Annotated in this window: 13 protein-coding genes and 1 pseudogene; 8 read left to right on the top strand and 6 right to left on the bottom strand. The window is 64.3% G+C overall.

The features are described from left to right. Nucleotides 1-11 precede the first annotated feature (11 nt). Both Q8P46_07920 and Q8P46_07915 read right to left on the bottom strand, forming a co-directional pair. Nucleotides 12-1,367: pseudogene (locus Q8P46_07920) on the bottom strand (NarK family nitrate/nitrite MFS transporter). A 118-nt stretch (nucleotides 1,368-1,485) separates the two neighbouring features. Then, nucleotides 1,486-4,191 carry an MFS transporter gene (locus Q8P46_07915; GenBank protein MDP2620089.1) on the bottom strand — a complete coding sequence of 902 codons (2,706 nt, stop codon included), beginning with the start codon at nucleotides 4,189-4,191 and terminating at the stop codon, nucleotides 1,486-1,488. A gap of 226 nt (nucleotides 4,192-4,417) precedes the next feature. On the opposite strand from Q8P46_07915, the gene Q8P46_07910 reads away from it, so the two are divergent. The 5 genes from Q8P46_07910 (at nucleotide 4,418) to Q8P46_07890 (ending at nucleotide 10,261) form a co-directional block, all read left to right on the top strand. Continuing rightward, on the top strand, nucleotides 4,418-5,116 hold the full coding sequence (locus Q8P46_07910) for a cyclic nucleotide-binding domain-containing protein (GenBank protein MDP2620088.1): 699 nt from the start codon (nucleotides 4,418-4,420) through the stop codon (nucleotides 5,114-5,116). A 622-nt stretch (nucleotides 5,117-5,738) separates the two neighbouring features. Next, a complete protein-coding gene (locus Q8P46_07905; GenBank protein MDP2620087.1) occupies nucleotides 5,739-6,314 on the top strand; it encodes a 2-oxoacid:acceptor oxidoreductase family protein in 576 nt (191 codons plus the stop codon). Between the two features lie 25 nt (nucleotides 6,315-6,339). Further along, entirely contained in the window at nucleotides 6,340-7,596 is a 1,257-nt protein-coding gene (locus Q8P46_07900; protein MDP2620086.1) for a transketolase C-terminal domain-containing protein, read from the top strand. Nucleotides 7,597-7,604: 8 nt separating this feature from the next. After that, the gene (locus Q8P46_07895) at nucleotides 7,605-8,630 is read left to right on the top strand and encodes a thiamine pyrophosphate-dependent enzyme (protein ID MDP2620085.1); all 1,026 of its coding nucleotides are present in this window, start codon (nucleotides 7,605-7,607) and stop codon (nucleotides 8,628-8,630) included. After that, nucleotides 8,627-10,261 carry an NAD(P)-binding protein gene (locus tag Q8P46_07890; GenBank protein MDP2620084.1) on the top strand — a complete coding sequence of 545 codons (1,635 nt, stop codon included), beginning with the start codon at nucleotides 8,627-8,629 and terminating at the stop codon, nucleotides 10,259-10,261. Before Q8P46_07895 ends, Q8P46_07890 begins: the two co-directional genes overlap by 4 nt. 325 nt (nucleotides 10,262-10,586) lie before the next feature. Here the strand turns inward: Q8P46_07890 and Q8P46_07885 are convergent, their stop codons facing one another. The 4 genes from Q8P46_07885 to Q8P46_07870 form a co-directional block, all read right to left on the bottom strand. Next, nucleotides 10,587-10,907 (bottom strand): FCD domain-containing protein, encoded by a 321-nt coding sequence (locus Q8P46_07885; protein ID MDP2620083.1) that lies wholly within the window; start codon nucleotides 10,905-10,907, stop codon nucleotides 10,587-10,589. 37 nt (nucleotides 10,908-10,944) lie between these two features. Continuing rightward, on the bottom strand, nucleotides 10,945-11,430 hold the full coding sequence (gene bfr, locus Q8P46_07880) for a bacterioferritin (protein ID MDP2620082.1): 486 nt from the start codon (nucleotides 11,428-11,430) through the stop codon (nucleotides 10,945-10,947). Nucleotides 11,431-11,515: 85 nt separating this feature from the next. Further along, on the bottom strand, nucleotides 11,516-11,833 hold the full coding sequence (locus tag Q8P46_07875) for a (2Fe-2S)-binding protein (GenBank protein MDP2620081.1): 318 nt from the start codon (nucleotides 11,831-11,833) through the stop codon (nucleotides 11,516-11,518). A 462-nt stretch (nucleotides 11,834-12,295) separates the two neighbouring features. Then, entirely contained in the window at nucleotides 12,296-13,204 is a 909-nt protein-coding gene (locus Q8P46_07870) for a DUF1932 domain-containing protein (protein MDP2620080.1), read from the bottom strand. Nucleotides 13,205-13,320: 116 nt separating this feature from the next. On the opposite strand from Q8P46_07870, the gene Q8P46_07865 reads away from it, so the two are divergent. From Q8P46_07865 to Q8P46_07855, 3 genes are all read left to right on the top strand, one after another. Continuing rightward, entirely contained in the window at nucleotides 13,321-16,014 is a 2,694-nt protein-coding gene (locus Q8P46_07865) for a cation-translocating P-type ATPase (protein ID MDP2620079.1), read from the top strand. Between the two features lie 132 nt (nucleotides 16,015-16,146). After that, a complete protein-coding gene (locus Q8P46_07860; protein ID MDP2620078.1) occupies nucleotides 16,147-17,364 on the top strand; it encodes a thiamine pyrophosphate-dependent dehydrogenase E1 component subunit alpha in 1,218 nt (405 codons plus the stop codon). Nucleotides 17,365-17,430: 66 nt separating this feature from the next. Further along, complete coding sequence (locus Q8P46_07855) at nucleotides 17,431-18,402, top strand: transketolase C-terminal domain-containing protein (GenBank protein ID MDP2620077.1); 972 nt, start codon at nucleotides 17,431-17,433, stop codon at nucleotides 18,400-18,402. Nucleotides 18,403-18,484 lie beyond the last annotated feature (82 nt).

Here is an 18,484-nt window from a genome sequence, read left to right as displayed (position 1 = left end):
GTCGTTTCCACTTATGCTGAAGACAGAGGCGCCGCAGGCGGCAACAGGCCGCGCTCGACGTCATGCAAAAGTCCGCCGCGCCTTGTGTAGAAGCCCCAGGTGATGACCACGCAGCTCACGTAGAAGATCATGAAGATCCACAGCGCCGGCTGCGGCCCGCCGGTGAGAGTGATCGACGAGCCGTAGGCTTTGGGGATGAAGAAGGCGCCGTAGGCCGCGATGGCCGAGGTGAAGCCGATGATGGCGGCGGATTCCATCTCCGCCTGCCGCGCCCGCTCGGCGATGCTCATGCCGGGTGCAAGCCGCGGCATTTCGGTGCGCATGATCGCGGGGATCATCTGGAAGGTCGAGGCATTGCCCACGCCGGTGGCGAAGAACAGCACCATGAACATGGCGAAGAAGCCCCAGAACGCGCCAGGCTGATCCTTGATGCCGAGGAAGTAGAGCACGCCGGCGACCGCCGCGATCATCAGCACGAACACCCAGAACGTGACGCGGCCGCCGCCGTATTTGTCCGACAGCCAGCCGGTGGCCGAGCGCGACAGCGCGCCCACCAGCGGCCCGAGGAAGACGAACTTGAGCGAGTCGACCTCCGGAAACTGGGTCTTGGCCAGCAGCGGGAAGCCGGCGGAATAGCCGATGAAGGAGCCGAAGGTGCCGGTGTAGAGCCAGCACATGATCCAGTTGTCGCGGCGGCGGAAGATCACTGCCTGATCGGCGATCGAGGCCTTCATCGAGGCGATGTCATCCATGCCGAACCAGGCGGCAATGGAGGCAATGGCGATGAACGGCACCCAGACGAAGCCGGCGTTCTGCAGCCAAAGCTGCGTGGTCTTACCGGCCTCGACCTGCGGACTGCCGCCGAGCCAGCCGAACACGCCGGCGGTGATCGCCAGCGGGATGACGAACTGCACCACGCTGACGCCGAGATTGCCGAGCCCGGCATTCATCGCAAGCGCGTGGCCTTTTTCCGCCTTCGGGAAGAAGAAGTTGATGTTGGCCATCGAGGAGGCGAAGTTCCCGCCGCCGAAGCCGCACAGCAGCGCGAGCACCAGGAACATCAGATACGGCGTCCCCGGATGCTGCACCGCAATTCCGATCCCGATCGCAGGAATCAGCAGCAACAAGGTGGACAACGTCGTCCACAGCCGGCCGCCGAAGATCGGCGGCATGAACGAGTAGAAGATGCGCAGCGTCGCGCCCGACAGTCCCGGCATCGCCGCCAGCCAGAACAGCTGATCGGTGGTGAACTGGAAGCCGACCCCAGGAAGTTTGGCGACCACGACCGACCACACCATCCACACCGCAAAGGCCAACAGCAGCGCCGGGATCGAGATCCAGAGGTTGCGGTTGGCAATGCGCTTGCCGGTCGATTCCCAGTATGTCTTGTCTTCGATGTTCCAGTTTGCGATTGCGGGCATGTCGTTCCTCTTGATCTCTTGAGTGTCGTTGTTTCCGTTCGTTTCGCCTCGGTTGGCGCCGCGCTCAGTCGCACCGGACTTCCGCGCCCCGGCGCCGGTACCACCACCAGGTCGCCAACAGGCAGGTCACGTAGAACACGATGAAAACGGTCAGCGCGGTTGCGGCCGTACCCGTCGTATTGAGCGAGATCGCGATCATCGCCGGGATGAAGAACAGCCCGAGCGCGGCAATTCCTGCCGTGAAGCCGAGTGCGACGGAGGCCTCGATCTCGCCTTCGGCGACCGCACGATCCTGGGCCGCCTTGTCTTTTCCGGCCGCAGCCCGCGTGTGCAGCTTCAGGAAAACATTGGGGACGACATGGAACACCGAGCCGTTGCCGATTCCGGTGGTGATGAACAACAAGACAAAAGCTGCATAGAACCACGGCAGCGTGTTGCCGTTCGATTCTGACGGCAGGAATGCCAGGATCGTCATCGCCGCCACCAACATGACCGCGAAGTTCCAGAAAGTGACCTTGGCGCCGCCGAGGCGGTCGGACAGCCAGCCGCCGAGCGGCCGCACCAGCGCGCCGAGCAGCGGGCCGACGAACGCCCAATGTTTGGCATCGGAGTCCGGGAACAAGGTCGACAGGAGTTGCGGGAAGGCGGCGGCAAATCCGATGAACGAGCCGAACGTGCCGGTATAGAGCCAGGCCAGGATCCAGGCGTGCTTGCGCTTGAAAATGCCGACCTGTTCGCCGAAGCTTGCCTGCGCGCCGCGGATGTTGTTCTGGCCCCAGGCGGCGGCGATGGTGGCGGCCACGATCAGCGGAACCCAGATGAAGCCGGCATTCTGCATCCAGACCATGCTGACGACGGCGCCGTCGGTATGGGTCTGCGGGGTACCGCCCTTGATCCAGAGCGCGCCGCCGTAGATCGCCAGCGGCACCACCGCCTGCATCACGCCGACGCCGAGGTTGCCGGCGCCCGCGTTCCAGCCGAGCGCCGTGCCCTGCATCTTCTTGGGGAAGAAGAAGCTGATATTGGCCATGCTGGCGGAGAAATTGCCGCCGCCCAGTCCGCACAGCAGCGCGATGGCGACGAACACCACGTAGTTCGTGTTCGGGTCCTGCACCGCCAGCGCCATCCACAGCGTCGGCAGCAGCAGCGAAGCCGTGCTGAACACCGTCCAGTTGCGGCCGCCGAAGATCGGTACGACGAATGAATAGGCGAGCCGCAGCGCGCCGCCCGAGATGCCCGGCGCGGCCGCCAGCCAGAACAGCTGATCGGTGGTGAACTTGAAGCCGATGCGGGGCAGCTCGACCACCACCACGCTCCAGACCATCCAGACCGCAAAGGACAGGAACAGCGGCGGCATGGACAGGATCAGGTTGCGCAACGCGATGCGCCGGCCCTGCTGCCGCCAGAACGCCTCGTCGTCCGGGCGCCAGTCGGTGAGCCAGCGGCGCGCGGCATGCAGGCCCAGCCGTTCGCGCAGCGCCGGTTCCCGCTCAAGGACGGCGGCGCGTTCGCCGCGTTCGGCCATCCAGGTCCAGATCATGACGCCGGCGACAACGGCATACATCAGCATGAACGTGCTTGAGCGCACGTCGGTGGCATCGGCGGCGACGCCGAACATGATGGGAAGCGTGAAACCGCCGAGACCGCCGATGACCCCGACCAGGCCGCCGACGGCGCCCATGTTGGCCGGGTAGTAGTCGGCAAGCTCGCGATAGACGCTTGCCTTGCCGATGCCCTGGGCGATTCCGACAACGAAGACGAGAACCGTGAACAGAATGACCCCGACGGCGATGTCAAGGTTCACGCTTCCCTTGATGCCGTGAATCACCAGGGTGGTGGGCGGATAAGAGAGGAAGAACAGGCAGACGATGCAGACCCAGAACACCCACCAGGTCGTGGTGCTGCCGCCGTACCGATCCGAGATCCACCCGCCCAGCGCGCGAATGACGCCGGAGGGCAGCGTGAAGAACATTGAAATGAAGGCCGCGGCACTGAGGCTCAGGCCATATTCCGAGATGTAATATTTCGGTAGCCAAAGCGCGAGCGCGACGAAACCGCCGAAGACGAAGTAGTAGGCGAGTCCAAATCGCCACACGCGCAATTCCGCAAGCGGCGCGAGCTGGTCGCTGAGGGTCGGAAAACGTCCCTTTTGCCGGCGTTCCTCCAGTCTTGGATCTGGATAGGTGAAGAACCAGAAAATTACCGCCATCGCCAACATGGCGACGGAGTAGATCTGCGGCACCGCGCGCCAGCCCAGCGCAATGATGATCAATGGCGCCACCAGGTTCGTCACGGCGGCGCCCGCGTTGCCGGCGCCGAAGATGCCCATGGCGGTGCCCTGCTTCTCCTTCGGGAACCAGGCGGACGTGTAGGCGATGCCGATGGCGAACGACCCGCCGGCGAGACCCACGAACAGACCGATGGCGAGGTACTGCCAATATTCGGTGGCGAACGCCAATCCGTAGGTCGGGATCGCCACCAGGATCATCTGGATGAAATAGATGACACGGCCGCCGAACCGGTCGGTCAGAATGCCAAGTGGCAGGCGCACCAGCGATCCGGTCAGGATCGGCGTTGCGACCAGCAAGCCGAACTCCGTCTCGTTAAGAGCCAGCTCGCTCTTGATCCTGATGCCGATGACGGAAAACATCGTCCAGACCGCGAAGTTGACCGTAAAGGCCAACGTATTCATGGTCAGGACGGAATATTGCTTGCGGGTCTCGAAGCTGTACGGGTCGCTCCCGCTCTGGGCGGTGGCAGGGTCCGCCATCGTTTCCCTCCTGCAATGTCGTGCGCCCGGAGCGCGAGTCGGGGGAACCTCTCTGGATCGAGGGGGGGCTCAGTTGATCTGAGTCAATGGCAAGGGCGCCAACTGAAGAAACAAGTGTCAGAAAAATGGATTTGTTGGCTCCAGTTGCGTTGGGCCGCTTGCCAAATTGGCATACGTCATTCAATAAGTTGATGATCATCAATCCCTGACTGATGCGACCGACGCGATGCGTAGCGAAGATCTGCCGACCATCCGTGAACTGCCGCTGTTCGGCGCCATGGAGGAGGAGAACTTTGCCGAGCTCGTGCAGGCCGCCTACTTTCAGCGCTTTCCCCCAGGCGTTCAGCTGATCTCCGAAGGCGAGAAGGCCGACTTCCTGCATATCGTCGTGGAAGGCACCGTCGAGCTCGTCGCCCACGGCAATGGCCGCGAGACGGTCATGCAGCTGGTGCGTCCGGTGGAGACGTTCATTCTCGCGGCCGTCGTGCGGGATGCCGTTCACTTGATGTCAGGGCGAACGGTCGGGCGTTGTCAAATCCTGATGGTCCCTTCGCAAAGCATCAGGGAGATCTTCGCCCGTGACGCGGGGTTTGCCCGCTCGGTCGTCAGCGAGCTCGGCGGCCGCTACCGCGCCATGGTCAAAGCCTTGAAGAACCAGAAGCTGCGGACCGCGGTCGAGCGCCTGGCCAACTATTTGCTGCGCCTGGAGATCGAGCAGGGTACCGCGGGCCGATTGACGCTGCCGATGGAAAAGCGGGCGCTGGCGTCCCTGCTTGGCATGACGCCGGAGAACCTGTCGCGTGCTTTCAAAACGCTTGCGCCCTTTGGCGTCAAAGTCGAAGGAGCCGAGGTTCGACTCGCGAAGCGCAAGGACCTGGAGATCCTGGCGAAACCGAATCTGCTGATTGACGACCCGGACCTGTGAGTGCTCAGGCACTTCGTGTCCCGAAGTGTGAGGCCCGGATGTTGCGGTCACAATGTCAAAGAGCAAACGGAAAATGCCCCGGAACTGAAGGCAAAGTTCGCCATTGCCGCGAGCCGCCTGGCTCCGGGGTTTGCCCACTTTCCTTTAGCCCCGGATGATCCGGGGCCTCGCGCGGGCGCCGCGGCGCCGCGATATAGCGAATACTCACAGGGACTCTGTTGGGGCGACGTTGCGACGCCCGCGCGGTGTCTTTCCGATCTTCCCGCCGGCGTCTTCCGCGTGGGTCTCGCGCGCAGCTCTCAGGCGCTGGGGTCGTAGTGCCCCAGGGTCGGGCAGGCACGCCCGAGGCGGCGATCCGGCGCGCGAGACCGCGCGAAGGGTTGCATCGTCAATGTGGAGACGGGTCCAGACCGCTCGTCGGGCTTTGATGTCAATCAATGACGCCGGACTTGGGCCGACTATAGGTTGCGCGGTTGTTGGAGCGGATGAACGTTGGCAGCGGTCATGGCGCGCGCGTATCGACTGCGATGCGAATAGGGGCCGACGGCGCGCCTTTCAGCCGCAAGTCCAGAGCGGGTCGCCTAAGTGGCCGGTCTTGGGTTCCGTTACCGACAAACAGAACATGGAAGCGGGCGTTATGTTCCAGGTGCGAATTCATGGCAGGGGCGGACAAGGGGTCGTCACGGCCGCCGAACTGCTGTCCTTGGCGGCGTTCCTCGAGGGCAAGCAGGCGCAGGCCTTTCCCAGCTTCGGGTCCGAACGGATGGGCGCGCCGGTGGTCTCCTTCTGTCGCCTGGACGAAAAGGAAATCAGGCTTCGCGAGCCCATCCAGGAGCCGGACGCGCTCATTATCCAGGACCCGACGCTGCTGCACTCCGTCGATGTCTTCCATGGGCTCAAGGAGGACGGGTTCATCATCATCAACTCGACGCAGAGTTTCGAGGAACTGGGCATTGCCGAATTCGTAGGCAAGCTGCCGGCCCACCATGTCTGCAGCATCGCGGCTACGGATCTGGCCATGAAACATGTCAAGCGCCCGGTACCGAACGCGACGCTACTCGGCTGCTTTGCCGCCATTTCCGCCCAGCTGCAGATGGAATCGGTGGAAAGCGCGATCATGGAAAAATTCCCAGGCGCCGTCGGCGAGGCCAATGTAGCCGCGGCCCGCGAGGCGTTCGAAATGGCCAGAGCCGCCTAGAGCGCTCTAAACGAAGGAGCCACGGATGCTCAAGCAGATAGAAGGATCGCAGGCGGTTGCCCAGGCGATAGCGCTGTGCCGGCCGGAGGTCGTCTGCGCTTATCCGATCACGCCGCAAACCCATATCGTGGAGGGGGTCGGCGCGCTGGTGAAGTCGGGCGATCTCAAGAATTGCGAGTTCATCAACGTCGAATCGGAATTTGCCGCCTTGAGTGTCGCGATCGGGGCCTCGGCCGCCGGCGCGCGCGCCTACACGGCGACGGCGAGCCAGGGGCTCCTGTTCATGGCCGAGGCCGTCTACAACGCGGCCGGCCTCGGCCTGCCGATCGTCATGACCGTGGGCAACCGCGCCATCGGCGCGCCGATCAACATCTGGAACGATCACAGCGACAGCATGGCGGTGCGGGACTCGGGCTGGATTCAACTCTACGCCGAGACCAACCAGGAAGCGCTCGACCTGCACATCCAGGCCTTCCGTCTGGCCGAGGAACTGAGCTGCCCGGTCATGGTGTGCATGGACGGGTTCATCCTGACGCACGCCTATGAACGGGTCGAAATGCCGACGCAGGACGAGGTCGATGCCTTCCTTCCGCCGTTCGAGCCGGTGCAGGTGCTCGATCCCGCCGATCCCTATTCCATCGGCGCCATGGTCGGACCCGACGCTTTCACCGAGGTCCGCTACCTGGCGCATGAGAAGCAGCTTCAGGCGCTGCGGCTGATTCCGACGATCTCCGGCGTGTTCAAGGAGGTGTTCGGCCGCGAAACCGGCGGGTTGATCCACACCTACCGCACCGATGGGGCGGAAACGATCGTCGTTGCCTTGGGCTCGGTCAACGGCACCATCAAGGAGACCGTCGACAAGATGCGCGAGGAAGGCGCGGCCATCGGCGCGGTCAGCATCTGCTCGTTCCGCCCGTTCCCGTTGGATGAGTTGCGCGCCGTTCTGGAACAGGCTAAGCGCGTGGTGGTTCTTGAGAAGGCCTTCGCGGTTGGCCTCGGCGGCATCGTCGCCGCCGACGTGCAGATGGCGTTGCGGGGCTCTCCCGTGCCCGTCCACACCGTGATCGCCGGCCTTGGCGGCCGCCCCATCACCATGCGCGTCCTGCAGGAGCTGTTCGAGGCGGCGGCGCAAGACCGCCTGCCGGACGCCCAGTTTCTCGACCTCGACCACGCGGCGGTCGAGCATGAGCTTATCCGCGCCATCGCCACGCGCCGGTCCGGCCCCACCGCCGAGAACATTCTCAAGGCCATGGGGCGGGGCCAAGTTGCGGCCGGGGATTGAGGGACGCCATGACCGTGCGAAAGACTGCGTTGCAGCAGGTCAAGTTCTATCAGACCGGCACCCACACGGTGGGCAACCGGCTCATCGACGAGGCCAAGCGCACCGTGCAGGCGAGCGCCGAGCGCTCCAACGCCATCACATCCGGCCACCGCGCCTGCCAAGGGTGCGGCGAGGCGCTCGGCGCGCGCTACGCGCTCGACGCCGCGCTGCGCGCCGCCAAGGGTCAGCTTGTCGCCGTCAATGCGACCGGGTGTCTGGAAGTGTTCACGACGCCGTACCCCGAGACCTCGTGGCAGATCGCTTGGCTGCATTCCCTGTTCGGCAACGCGCCGGCGGTGGCGACCGGCGTTTCCGCGGCGATGCGGGTCAAGGGGCGCACCGACGTCAAGGTCGTCGCCCAGGGCGGCGACGGCGGCACCATGGATATCGGCTTCGGCTGTCTGTCGGGCATGTTCGAGCGCAACGATGACGTGCTCTACATCTGCTACGACAACGAAGCCTATATGAACACCGGCGTGCAGCGGTCGAGCGCGACGCCGCCTGCGGCCCGCACGGCGACGACGCCGGCGGTCGGCAAGGCGCCCGGCAACGTGTTCGGCACCGGCAAGAACCTGCCGCTGATCGCCATGGCGCACAACATCCCCTATGTGGCCACCGCCAGCGTCGCCGACCTTCACGATCTGGAGGCCAAGGTGACCAAGGCGATGGGCATTACGGGGTCGCGGTACATCCATATCATGGTCCCGTGCCCGCTCGGCTGGGGTTCGGAGCCGCATGACACGATCCGCATCGCTAGGCTTGCCGTCGAGACCGGGCTGTTTCCGCTTTTCGAGGCCGAGCACGGGGCGGTCACCGGATCCTACAAGATCCGCCGCCGCGCGCCGGTGGAAGCCTATCTCAAGACCCAGCGCCGCTTCGCCCATCTGTTCAAGAAGGGAGGCGAAGACAAGGAACGCATCGCCGCCATCCAGCGCATGGCCGACGCCAATATCGAGCGCTTCGGCCTGCTGGGCGGCGCGGAGCAGCGGCCATGAAACAGCTTCCCTACGCCATCACCCTCGACCCGGGCACCAGCCTCGCCAATCTGACCGGCTCGTGGCGGACGTCGAAGCCCGTCTATGTCGATCGCCTGCCGCCCTGCAACAACGCCTGCCCGGCCGGCGAGAACATCCAGAAGTGGCTGTTCCATGCCGAGGAAGGCGCCTATCGGACCGCCTGGCAGGCGCTGATGGAAGACAACCCCCTGCCGGCGGTGATGGGGCGCGTCTGCTATCACCCGTGCGAAGGCGCGTGCAATCGCGCCCAACTCGACACGGCGGTCAACATCCACGCCGTCGAGCGCTTCCTCGGCGATCTCGCCATCGAAAAACGCTGGGCACCGAAAATCGAGGCCAAGCCGTCGGGCAAGCGGGTCCTGGTCATCGGCGCCGGGCCGAGCGGGCTTTCGGCCGCCTATCACCTGACGCGCCTGGGGCACGCCGTCACCATCCGCGATGCCGGATCCATGGCCGGCGGCATGATGCGCTTCGGCATTCCCAAATACCGGCTGCCGCGCGACATATTGGACGCGGAGATCAAACGCATCGTCGACATGGGGGTGACGCTCGAGCTCGACACTAAGGTGGAGGACCTCGAGGCTGCCTTTGGCGAGGAGGGGTTCGATGCCGTGTTCGTCGCCGTCGGCGCGCATCTGGCCAAGCGCATCGACATTCCGGCCCACGCGGCCGGCAAGATCCTCGATGCGGTGAGCGTGCTGCGCGACGTGGAGACGGGCGAGGAACCGCCGCGGCTCGGCCGCCGCGTCGTGGTCTATGGCGGCGGCAATACGGCCATGGACATGGCCCGCACCGCCAAGCGCCTGGGCGCGGACGAGGCGATGATCGTCTATCGGCGATCCCGCAAGGAGATGCCGGCGCACGATTTCGAGGCGACCGAGGCGGAAGAAGAAGGCGTGCTGATCCATTGGCTGCGCACCATCAAAGAGATCGATCAGACGACCTTCACGGTGGAAAGGATGGCGATCGACGAAGAGGGCCGCCCCCAGCCCACCGGCGAACTGGAAACCTTGGAAGCCGATACGCTGATCCTTGCCCTCGGCCAGGACGCGGACACGCGCTTCTTGGAGAACGTCCCCGGCGTCGACATCGCCAAGGACGGGGTCGTCCAGATCGACGGGCGGATGATGACCGGCCGCAAGGGACTGTTCGCCGGCGGCGACATGGTGCCTGCCGAACGCACTGCCACCGTCGCCGTCGGCCATGGCAAGAAGGCGGCACGCCACATCGATGCCTGGCTGAGAAGCAAGCGCTACTTCAAGCCGCCCAAGCATGAGCCGGCCGAATTCGAGTATCTCAACAGCTGGTACTATGACGACGCGCCGCAAACGATGCAGCCGCAGCTTGAGGCGGTGCGCCGGCAGTCGAGTTTTGAGGAAGTTCTCAAGGGATTGGACGAGAAGAATGCGCTTTACGAGGCGCGGCGATGCCTTTCCTGCGGCAATTGCTTCGAGTGCGACAATTGCTACGGCATGTGTCCCGACAACGCCGTCATCAAGCTGGGTCCCGGCAAACGCTTCGAATTCAACTACGACTATTGCAAGGGCTGCGGCATATGTGCCGCCGAATGCCCGTGCGGTGCGATCACGATGGTCCCGGAGACGATCTGACGGGGCTGCCCGTCTTTCTTACCGCATGCTTGCGGCGATCCCGTCGCAACCCCGATGACCGGTCGTCTCCGGCCGATTGACGGAGCGGTCCTTCCTTGCCGCGAGCGTCACGGACGGCTGAAAGCGCCTGTCCTTGAACAAGGATGCGCCAGCCAGATGGCAGGTCCGTGCTGTCGAGCATGTCAACGTCGAGCCGGTCGGCGCCGGTTTGCGACATCGCGATGTTCGGATTTCATCTCCAACAGGCACGGGGCCCGACTTTCGGTCGGCATCGGTCAAATGGTTCCCTATAACCATGAACCGCTCTGGGGCCGACCCAATGACATCATTCGGCTGCGGGTATGAAGGTCACTTGATGCATTCCGATCTTCGAGCCGGTAAACAATTCCAGGTACTGAACCGCCGCGTAGGCGTGTTCGCGCATGATGGCCTCGGCGCGGGCTCCCTGCCCCTTGTCGATGGCATCGAAGATCAGATGGTGCTGCAGGTGGGCGAGGTTCAGCCTGCGGAATTCGACATCGAGGGCGCTGAGATCGACCGCAAGCGACCTGATCGAGGCGAACGGCAGATGGTCGTTGCGGGCGACCGCGCTCGACAGGGCGGCGTTGCCGCACGCCGTAAGGTTCGCGTCGCGGTCCGTGCTCAATTCAATTCGGCCTTGCCGGATCGCGTCTCCGCGGCCGTCACTCCGCCTTGTTTGCCGAGGCCGCATTGAGCTGGCCGAAAAGCTCTTCGCCGATCTTGTTCAGGAGTTCGAGCTGCGTCTCGAGGAAATCGATATGGCTTTCCTCGTCGGCGAGCAGCTCCTCGAAAAGATGCATGCTGACATAGTCGCCAAGGTCCCGGCAGATTGCGCGCGATTCCTTGTAGGCATTCCTTGCGTCATGTTCCCCGGCTAGGTCACTTTCGAGGACTTCCTTCACATTCTGGCCAATGCGCAAGGGCGCGAGCGTTTGCAGGTTCGGGTGGCCTTCGAGGAAAATGATCCGCGCAATGATCTTGTCGGCGTGCCACATCTCCTCGATCGATTCTTCACGCTCCTTCTTGGCCAAGAGCGCGTAGCCCCAGTCTTCGAGCAATCGGTGGTGAAGCCAGTACTGGTTGACGGCGCCAAGCTCCATAAACAAGGCCTCATTCAAGCGTTTGATGATCTTCTTGTCGCCTTTCATGGGAATTTCCCTCCTTGGTTGCCAATGACATCGGACTTGGGCGATCGCTGCCCTACGCCCAAAGCAGGAGGCTAATCAATAACGCTTATGCCGCGCTTCGGCCCGAGCCTGCCCGCCGGGTTGGCCGGCGGCGCGCGGAAAGGCGGGGGTTTTCGCGGTCAGGCTGGTTTAGCAACGAAATCGATTCTGCATCCGCCAAGCCGCGGCGCTTGTGAAACTCTTCCCTCGTGCGGGCGGTAATGTCGACGACGTTGGGGAAGCAACCGCGGCACCGTCCGCTTTTTCCTAGGGCATGATAGACCTGCATCGGGACGATCAGCTGCCAGGGATCGTCTTCGAGGAGACGGTTGACCGCCTCCTCGATGCGGCGTTCGGTAATGATGTTGCACTGGCAGATGATCATCGCCCGGACTGTCTTTGTTCAGCCTCCCGAAATCTGGACGAGGCGCTCGTTCTGGGGTCCGCCCGCGGCAAGGCTGGTCTGCCGGATCGTGCCGGCAAATTCGCCATGCCAGGCGAAGGATGCCGGTATCCTATATGCCAGGAAAGGCCTGGCAAGGACGCAATTTCTCCGCCGTCGGGGGTGCGTCGGATGCCATTTTGGGCCCGATGACGACGGCGACCCGCGCTGGCGCAGGCGCCAGCAATGCGGACACGACGATCGCCAATAAACGGGGTTCAAGGCCCCGCCATCGAAGACGCTCCATATTTGATCGACCTATTCAAGTTGAAAGAGGAGTCAAACCGTATAGTTTTTGGACTTACAAACTAACGTCGTATCGGGCGTATCGCCCACGGTTCCCATTGCCAAGGGAGAACACAGGCGTGCGGCCGACCCGCCAGACCAACCACGCCGTTCGGCTGCTCATCTATTGCGCGTCGAAACGCCGGTTTCGGGTTGGCGCCCGGCGGTTGCGGCTCGGCTCTTCCGGGACCCCAGCAATTGCCGCACCGCCGCTTCGAGGCCGGGGGCGGTTTCGGCATTCTTGAAGGGCGCAAGCGCTTCGTAGACGTCCGCCGCGCCGCGGTGGAAGCCGCCGGGCAGACCTCGCTCCTCAAAACTCCTGGCGATCTCGCGCATCTCGCCGGCGTAGCGCCAGGCCTTGCCGGCGTTCCGGCTGGCGCTTCGTTGCGACCGCTCGGCGAGGCCGGGTTGCGAAACGGCCCACTCCTGCAGCAAGGTCTGGTCGATCCCCTCGGCGGCCGCGAGTGCCCGGATGGCGATGAGGAGCGCGGCGCTGCCCTTCGTATAGGCGGCGTAGCACATTTTGAGGGCCGAGGCGGCGCCGACCTCGCGAGCGATCGCAACCACGTTGAGAGGGGTTCCCGCAAACAATTCCACCACCCGATCCGTCTCCGTTCCCGAGACGTAGAGCCGGGTCATCCCGGCGCCCGTCGGCGGTGGTCCGATGATCCCGCCGTCGACGACGCGGCCGCCGCCCTGCTCGACGATCGATGCGACCTGGCGAACCGTCGACGGCGCGACCGCATTGGCGTCAACATAGAGACCCGAAAAGCCTCCGCCGGCCACCGCGCGGGCGACATCGACGGCGGCGTCGGGCGGACAAATGGACAGGATCATGTCCACCCCGGACACCAGGGCGGCCAGCGAGCCCATATCGCTAAAGCCGCATCTCTCGGCGCGTTGCCGGCTCTCGGCGCTTCGTCCCTCGGAAACCCACGAAACCCGGGCGCCCGCCCGTACCGCCAATCCGCCGACCACATGGCCCATGGCGCCTGGATGCAACAATCCGATTTCAATGCCCTTTGTCATGCCGCTCTCCCCAAATGCCGGCGTCTTGACCTATGTCCATCCATATCCCCGATCTTGGGCCTAGACTATCGGATGCTGGCGAATATCAATCGGTCGCGACCGCGATGACTGAGCCGATGGCCATACGCTTCCCGTCCGCAAGCGCCCATGCGCTGCCGGCGGGAGAGGTTCTCTCCGGGCTCGGCGCGAGCACCGGAACCGGCCTGTCGGGGAGGGAAGCGAAGTCCCGGCTTGCGCGTTACGGCCCCAACGCCCTGCGCGTCCGCCGCCCGGTGACGCTTCTCAACATATTGCGCAGCCAGTTCGAGAGCCCCGTCATCGCGCTTCTCGGGGCGGCGGCGGTCGTCGCCTTCCTGTTCGGAGAATGGAAGGAAGGGGCGGCGATCGCGGTGGTGTTGGCGATCAATGCCGTGATCGGCTTTGCGACCGAGCTCAGGGCCGTGCGCTCCATGGAGGCGCTGCGCATCCTCGGCGGGTTCACCACGCGGATCAGGCGCGACGGCCGCTCGATTGTCGTGCCGGCCCAGGAAATCGTTCCCGGCGACATGGTGGTGCTCGAAGGCGGCGATGTGGTCACCGCCGATTTGCGCCTGGTCGAGGCATCCAACCTGTCGACCGATGAATCGACCCTGACGGGCGAATCCGTGGCGGTGGCAAAGCACATAGACCCCGTTGCCGTCGGCGCCCCCGTCGCGGAGCGGACTTCGATGGTCTTCAAGGGAACGGCGATAACGCGCGGAAGCGGGCTCGGCGTCGTCGTGGCGACGGGGATGCAGACCGAGCTTGGCCGTATCTCGCAGCTCGTCGAGGAAGCCAAGCCCGAGCGCACGCCGCTGGAACGACAGCTCGAACGCCTCAGCGGCCAGCTCATCCGCTTCACGCTGGTCATCGTGGTGGTCATCGGCGCGCTCGGCATCGCCTACGGCCAGGACGTGTTCCTGATGATCGAGGCGGCGATCGCGCTCGCGGTGGCGGCGATCCCCGAGGGCCTGCCGATCGTGGCGACGATGGCGCTCGCCCGCGGAATGTGGCGCATGGCCCGGCACAATGCATTGATCGAAAGGCTCGCCGCGGTCGAGACGCTCGGCGCGGCGACGGTGATCTTCTCCGACAAGACCGGCACGCTGACCGAGAACAAGATGGCGCTGGGCGAGGTGTGGCTTGCCGCGGGCCACGTGCAACTTGCGGCCGAACCGCCGGGCTTCGCGCTTGACGGTCGGCGCATCGAGGTCGACGAGGTTCCCCATCTCGGCGACGCGCTGACGGCGATGGTCCTGTGCAACAACGCCGAACTGGGCGAAGGGGAGGGCCGCGATACCGGCGATCCGATGGAACTGGCGCTGCTCAGGGCCGGCCGCCTTGGTGGGCTACGCAGAGCGGAGTTGCTTCGCAGCCAGCCCGAGGTGCGCGAGGTGGCCTTCGATACCGAAACCAAGATGATGGCCACGGTTCACCGTTCCGACGACGCCTTCGTCGTGTTCGTCAAGGGCGCGCCCGAGGCGGTGCTGGCGCACGCGACCGAGGTCGCCGGAAAGGACGGAACCAAGACGCTCGGCAAGCGGCGGGCCGGGGCCTGGCTCAAGCGCACCAACGAATTGGCGGAGCGCGGCATGCGCGTCCTCGCCATCGCCATGAAGCAGGTACCGACCGCCGAGACGCCCGCTTACGGTGGCCTGGTCTTCCTCGGTCTCCTCGGCCTGCACGACCCGCCGCGCGCGGATGTGCCCGACGCCATTTCCCGCTGCCGCGAGGCCGGCATCCGCGTCGTCATGATCACCGGCGATCACGCGGTCACGGCGCGCAACATCGCCGCGGCGATCGGCCTTGCCGGTCCCGACGCAACGGTGATCGAAGGGCCGCAATTGAAGGCGCCGCAGCATCTGTCGGCCGCAGAATTGCAGGAGGTGCGCAGCGCCGACGTGTTCGCGCGGGTCAACCCCGGCCAGAAGCTCGACATCGTCTCGATCTTTCAGACCGGCGGCGAGATCGTCGCCATGACCGGAGACGGGGTCAACGACGCGCCGGCCCTCAAAAAGGCGGATATCGGCATCGCCATGGGCGTGCGCGGCACCCAGGTTGCGCGCGAGGCGGCCGCGATGGTGCTGCGCGACGATGCGTTTACGACCATCGTCGCCGCGATCCGCGAAGGCCGCGCCATATTCCGCAATATCCAGCGCTTCGTCACCTATCTCCTGTCGTGCAATCTGAGCGAGATACTGGTCGTCGGGCTGGCGATCCTGGCCGGCCTGCCGCTTCCCCTCTTGCCGTTGCAGATCCTGTTTCTCAATCTGGTGACCGACGTGTTACCGGCCTTCGCACTGGGCATCGGCGAGGCCGACCGGCAGGTGTTGCAGCGCCCGCCCCGCGACCCCGCAAAACCGATCATCACGCGTGCCCTGTGGATCGAGATCATCGGCCATGGCGTGGTCATCACTCTGGCGACCCTGGGCGCGCTTTTCATTGCCCGAAGCGTGTTGGCGCTCGAGGGTGAGGCGGCCGTGACGGTGTCTTTCCTGACGCTGGCGCTTGCCCAGCTCTGGCACGTCTTCAACATGCGTGATCCGCGCTCCGGGATGTTGTGGAATTCCATCACTCGAAACGTTTTCGTATGGGCGGCACTGGCCCTAAGCGTAGGCATTTTGCTCGCCGCCAGCTACACCCCCGCGGTGGCCGAGATCCTGCACCTGCATCGCCCGGATTGGCGCACATGGCTGTTGATCCTCGCCATCAGCTTCGTTCCGGTCGTGATCGGCCAAGCCGGAAAGGAACTTGCTGCACTGCAGTATAAATGGCGCTCCCGGGCCCGATGACCGCGCTTTCACTTTGGAGCCGCAATAAGAGAGGTGCGGCTAATTGACCTGGGTCAAGGAAAACTGCTGGCCGAGCCCTCATATTTTGAATCTGGCAGTCGTGGGGGCACGCACTAGCTGGAGGCTGACGCCATGGTCCCCAAGACGGAGATTTCACCACAGACAGAAAATACGGATCAGCCTCGATCGGAAGGACGACGGACCTTTCTGAAAGGGTTGGCCGGCGCCGGCGCCGCCATTTCGCTCGCCCCCAATATTGCCTGGGCGGACGGCGAGATCGGCTTCTGGGCCAAGGATCTATCCGACGAGAAGCTGGTTGAGATGTTGCAGACGATCCTGCGGATCAGATGGTATGACCGCACGGTCGTCGACAAGATGCTGACCGAGCCGGGCTATCGGGGCTACAACCACATGTACCCCGGACAGGAGGCGGTTGCCACCGGCGTATGCGCCGCATTGAACAACAAGGGCGCGTTTGAAGAAATCGATCTTGTCTACAGCACGCACCGGCCGACCGGACATGCCGTCGCCAAGGGCGTCGACATCAAGAAGATGGCCGCGGAGTATGATTTCCGGGCGACCGGCCTGAACGGCGGCTATGCCGGGGAAATGCACATCGCCGACAGTTCGGTCGGCTTCATGGGCGCCGACGGCATGATCGGTCCGGGCATCGTGATGGCCGCCGGCTCCGCCTTCGGCATCCGCGCCAGGGGCAGCAAGCAGGTCGTCGTGAACTTCGGCGGCGACGGTACCTATGCGACGCCCGCCTTCCATGGCGCGCTGAACAACGCGGCGCTGCTCAAGCTGCCGTTCGTGTACGTGCTGGAAAACAACCTCTATCACCAGTACGCGCACTATTCGTACTCCTGCCCGATGGAGGACATCGCCGATGCCGCAAGGACCTATCGCATTCCCGGCGTCGTGGTTGACGGCCAGGATGTGCTGCAGGTCTATAACGCGGCCAAGGAGGCGGTCGAGCGGGCGCGTGCCGGCGAAGGACCGACCCTGATCGAGGCCAAGACCTACCGCTACTACAATCATTGGGGCGCTCCGGGCGCCAAGGTCGGCGAGCTCGGTGCCTTCGGCTACGACCCGCTGGCGATCACCTCGTTCCGTCCGGAACGCGAGGTGCGTGCCTGGATGGCCAGGGACCCGGTCGATATCTGCCGCAACATCCTGATCAGGTGGGGCGTGCTCGACCAGGCCAAGGCGGATGAGATCGAAGCCGCCGTCAAACAGGAGGTCAAAGAGGCCTTCGCCTGGGCGGACGAACAGCCGATGTGCACGCCGGAAGACGGTTTGAAGAACGTCTTCGTCGAGGGCAGCGTTGCTGCCCGGCAGTTCGGCTAAGCGTCTCGGCGACATTCGCCCGCACGCGATATCGAGAAATTCGCGGATTAGAGGAAGGTCAAGACAATGGCACAGAAAACTTGGATGTATTCGGTCCTGGAGGCTGTCCAGTACGAGATGCGACAGCGCAAGGACATGGTGTGGCTCTTCGAGCTGACACCACCGGTGGCTTCCAACCCCGGCATGCCGGTGATCAATCTGGAGAAGGAGTTCGGACGCATCCGCGTCAACAACACCGGCATCGACGAAATGTGGATGGCGGCGGCGACGCTCGGCTCAGGTTTGGCCGGCATCACGGCGGTCACCTACATCCCCTATCAGGGGAACTGCATGGTCTTCCAGCTGCTGCAGAATCACGCCGGCAAGCTGCGTCACATGACCGGCGGCAAGGCTTCGATGCCGGTGGTCTTCATCCTGGAGATGACCGGCCAGACGCCGGGCTTCGCCGGGCAGCATTCGGACTATGAGATCGACACCTACTATGCCCACATTCCGGGGCTGAAGACGGTGATTCCGTCGACGCCCTACGACGCCAAGGGCATGATGGTTTCGGCGATCCGGGATCCAAACCCGGTGGTCTATCTCTATCCGGCCGGCCTGCGCGACTTGAGCGAGGACGTGCCCGACGAGCAATATGAGGTGCCGCTCGACAAGGCGGCGGTGCGCACCGAGGGCAGCGACCTTACCATCGTCGGCTCCGGAGCCAGCATGCCGGAGGTGATGAAGGCCGCCGAGCAGCTCAAGGGCAACGGCATGGCGGTCGAGGCCATCGACCTTCGCTCGCTGAAGCCGATGGACACCGAGACCTTGGTTAAGTCGGTTCAGAAGACCAAGCGGCTTCTGACCGTCGACCAGTCCTACTACACGCTGTGCCCGGGCGCGGAAGTGATCGCGCGCGTGGCGGAGAATGTGGACGGCGCCAAGTTCAAGCGCATCGCCTTCCCCGACGCGCCCCCGCCGGCCTCGCCCGAGATGTTCGTCTGGATGCGGCCGAACGCGGAGCACGTCGTCGCGGCGGCGCAGAAGCTGGTCGGCTGAGCCGCAAGGCTCTCCGGTAACGAAACCATTGCCGGGGCGGGCCTTGGGGCTTGCCCGCCCCGGTTTTTCTTCCAACGGATCG

The sequence above is a fragment of the Hyphomicrobiales bacterium genome, from assembly GCA_030688605.1.
Taxonomy (GTDB): domain Bacteria; phylum Pseudomonadota; class Alphaproteobacteria; order Rhizobiales; family NORP267; genus JAUYJB01.
Note: the sequence above shows the minus strand (reverse complement) of the source record. Positions and strands in the feature narration are given on the sequence as shown.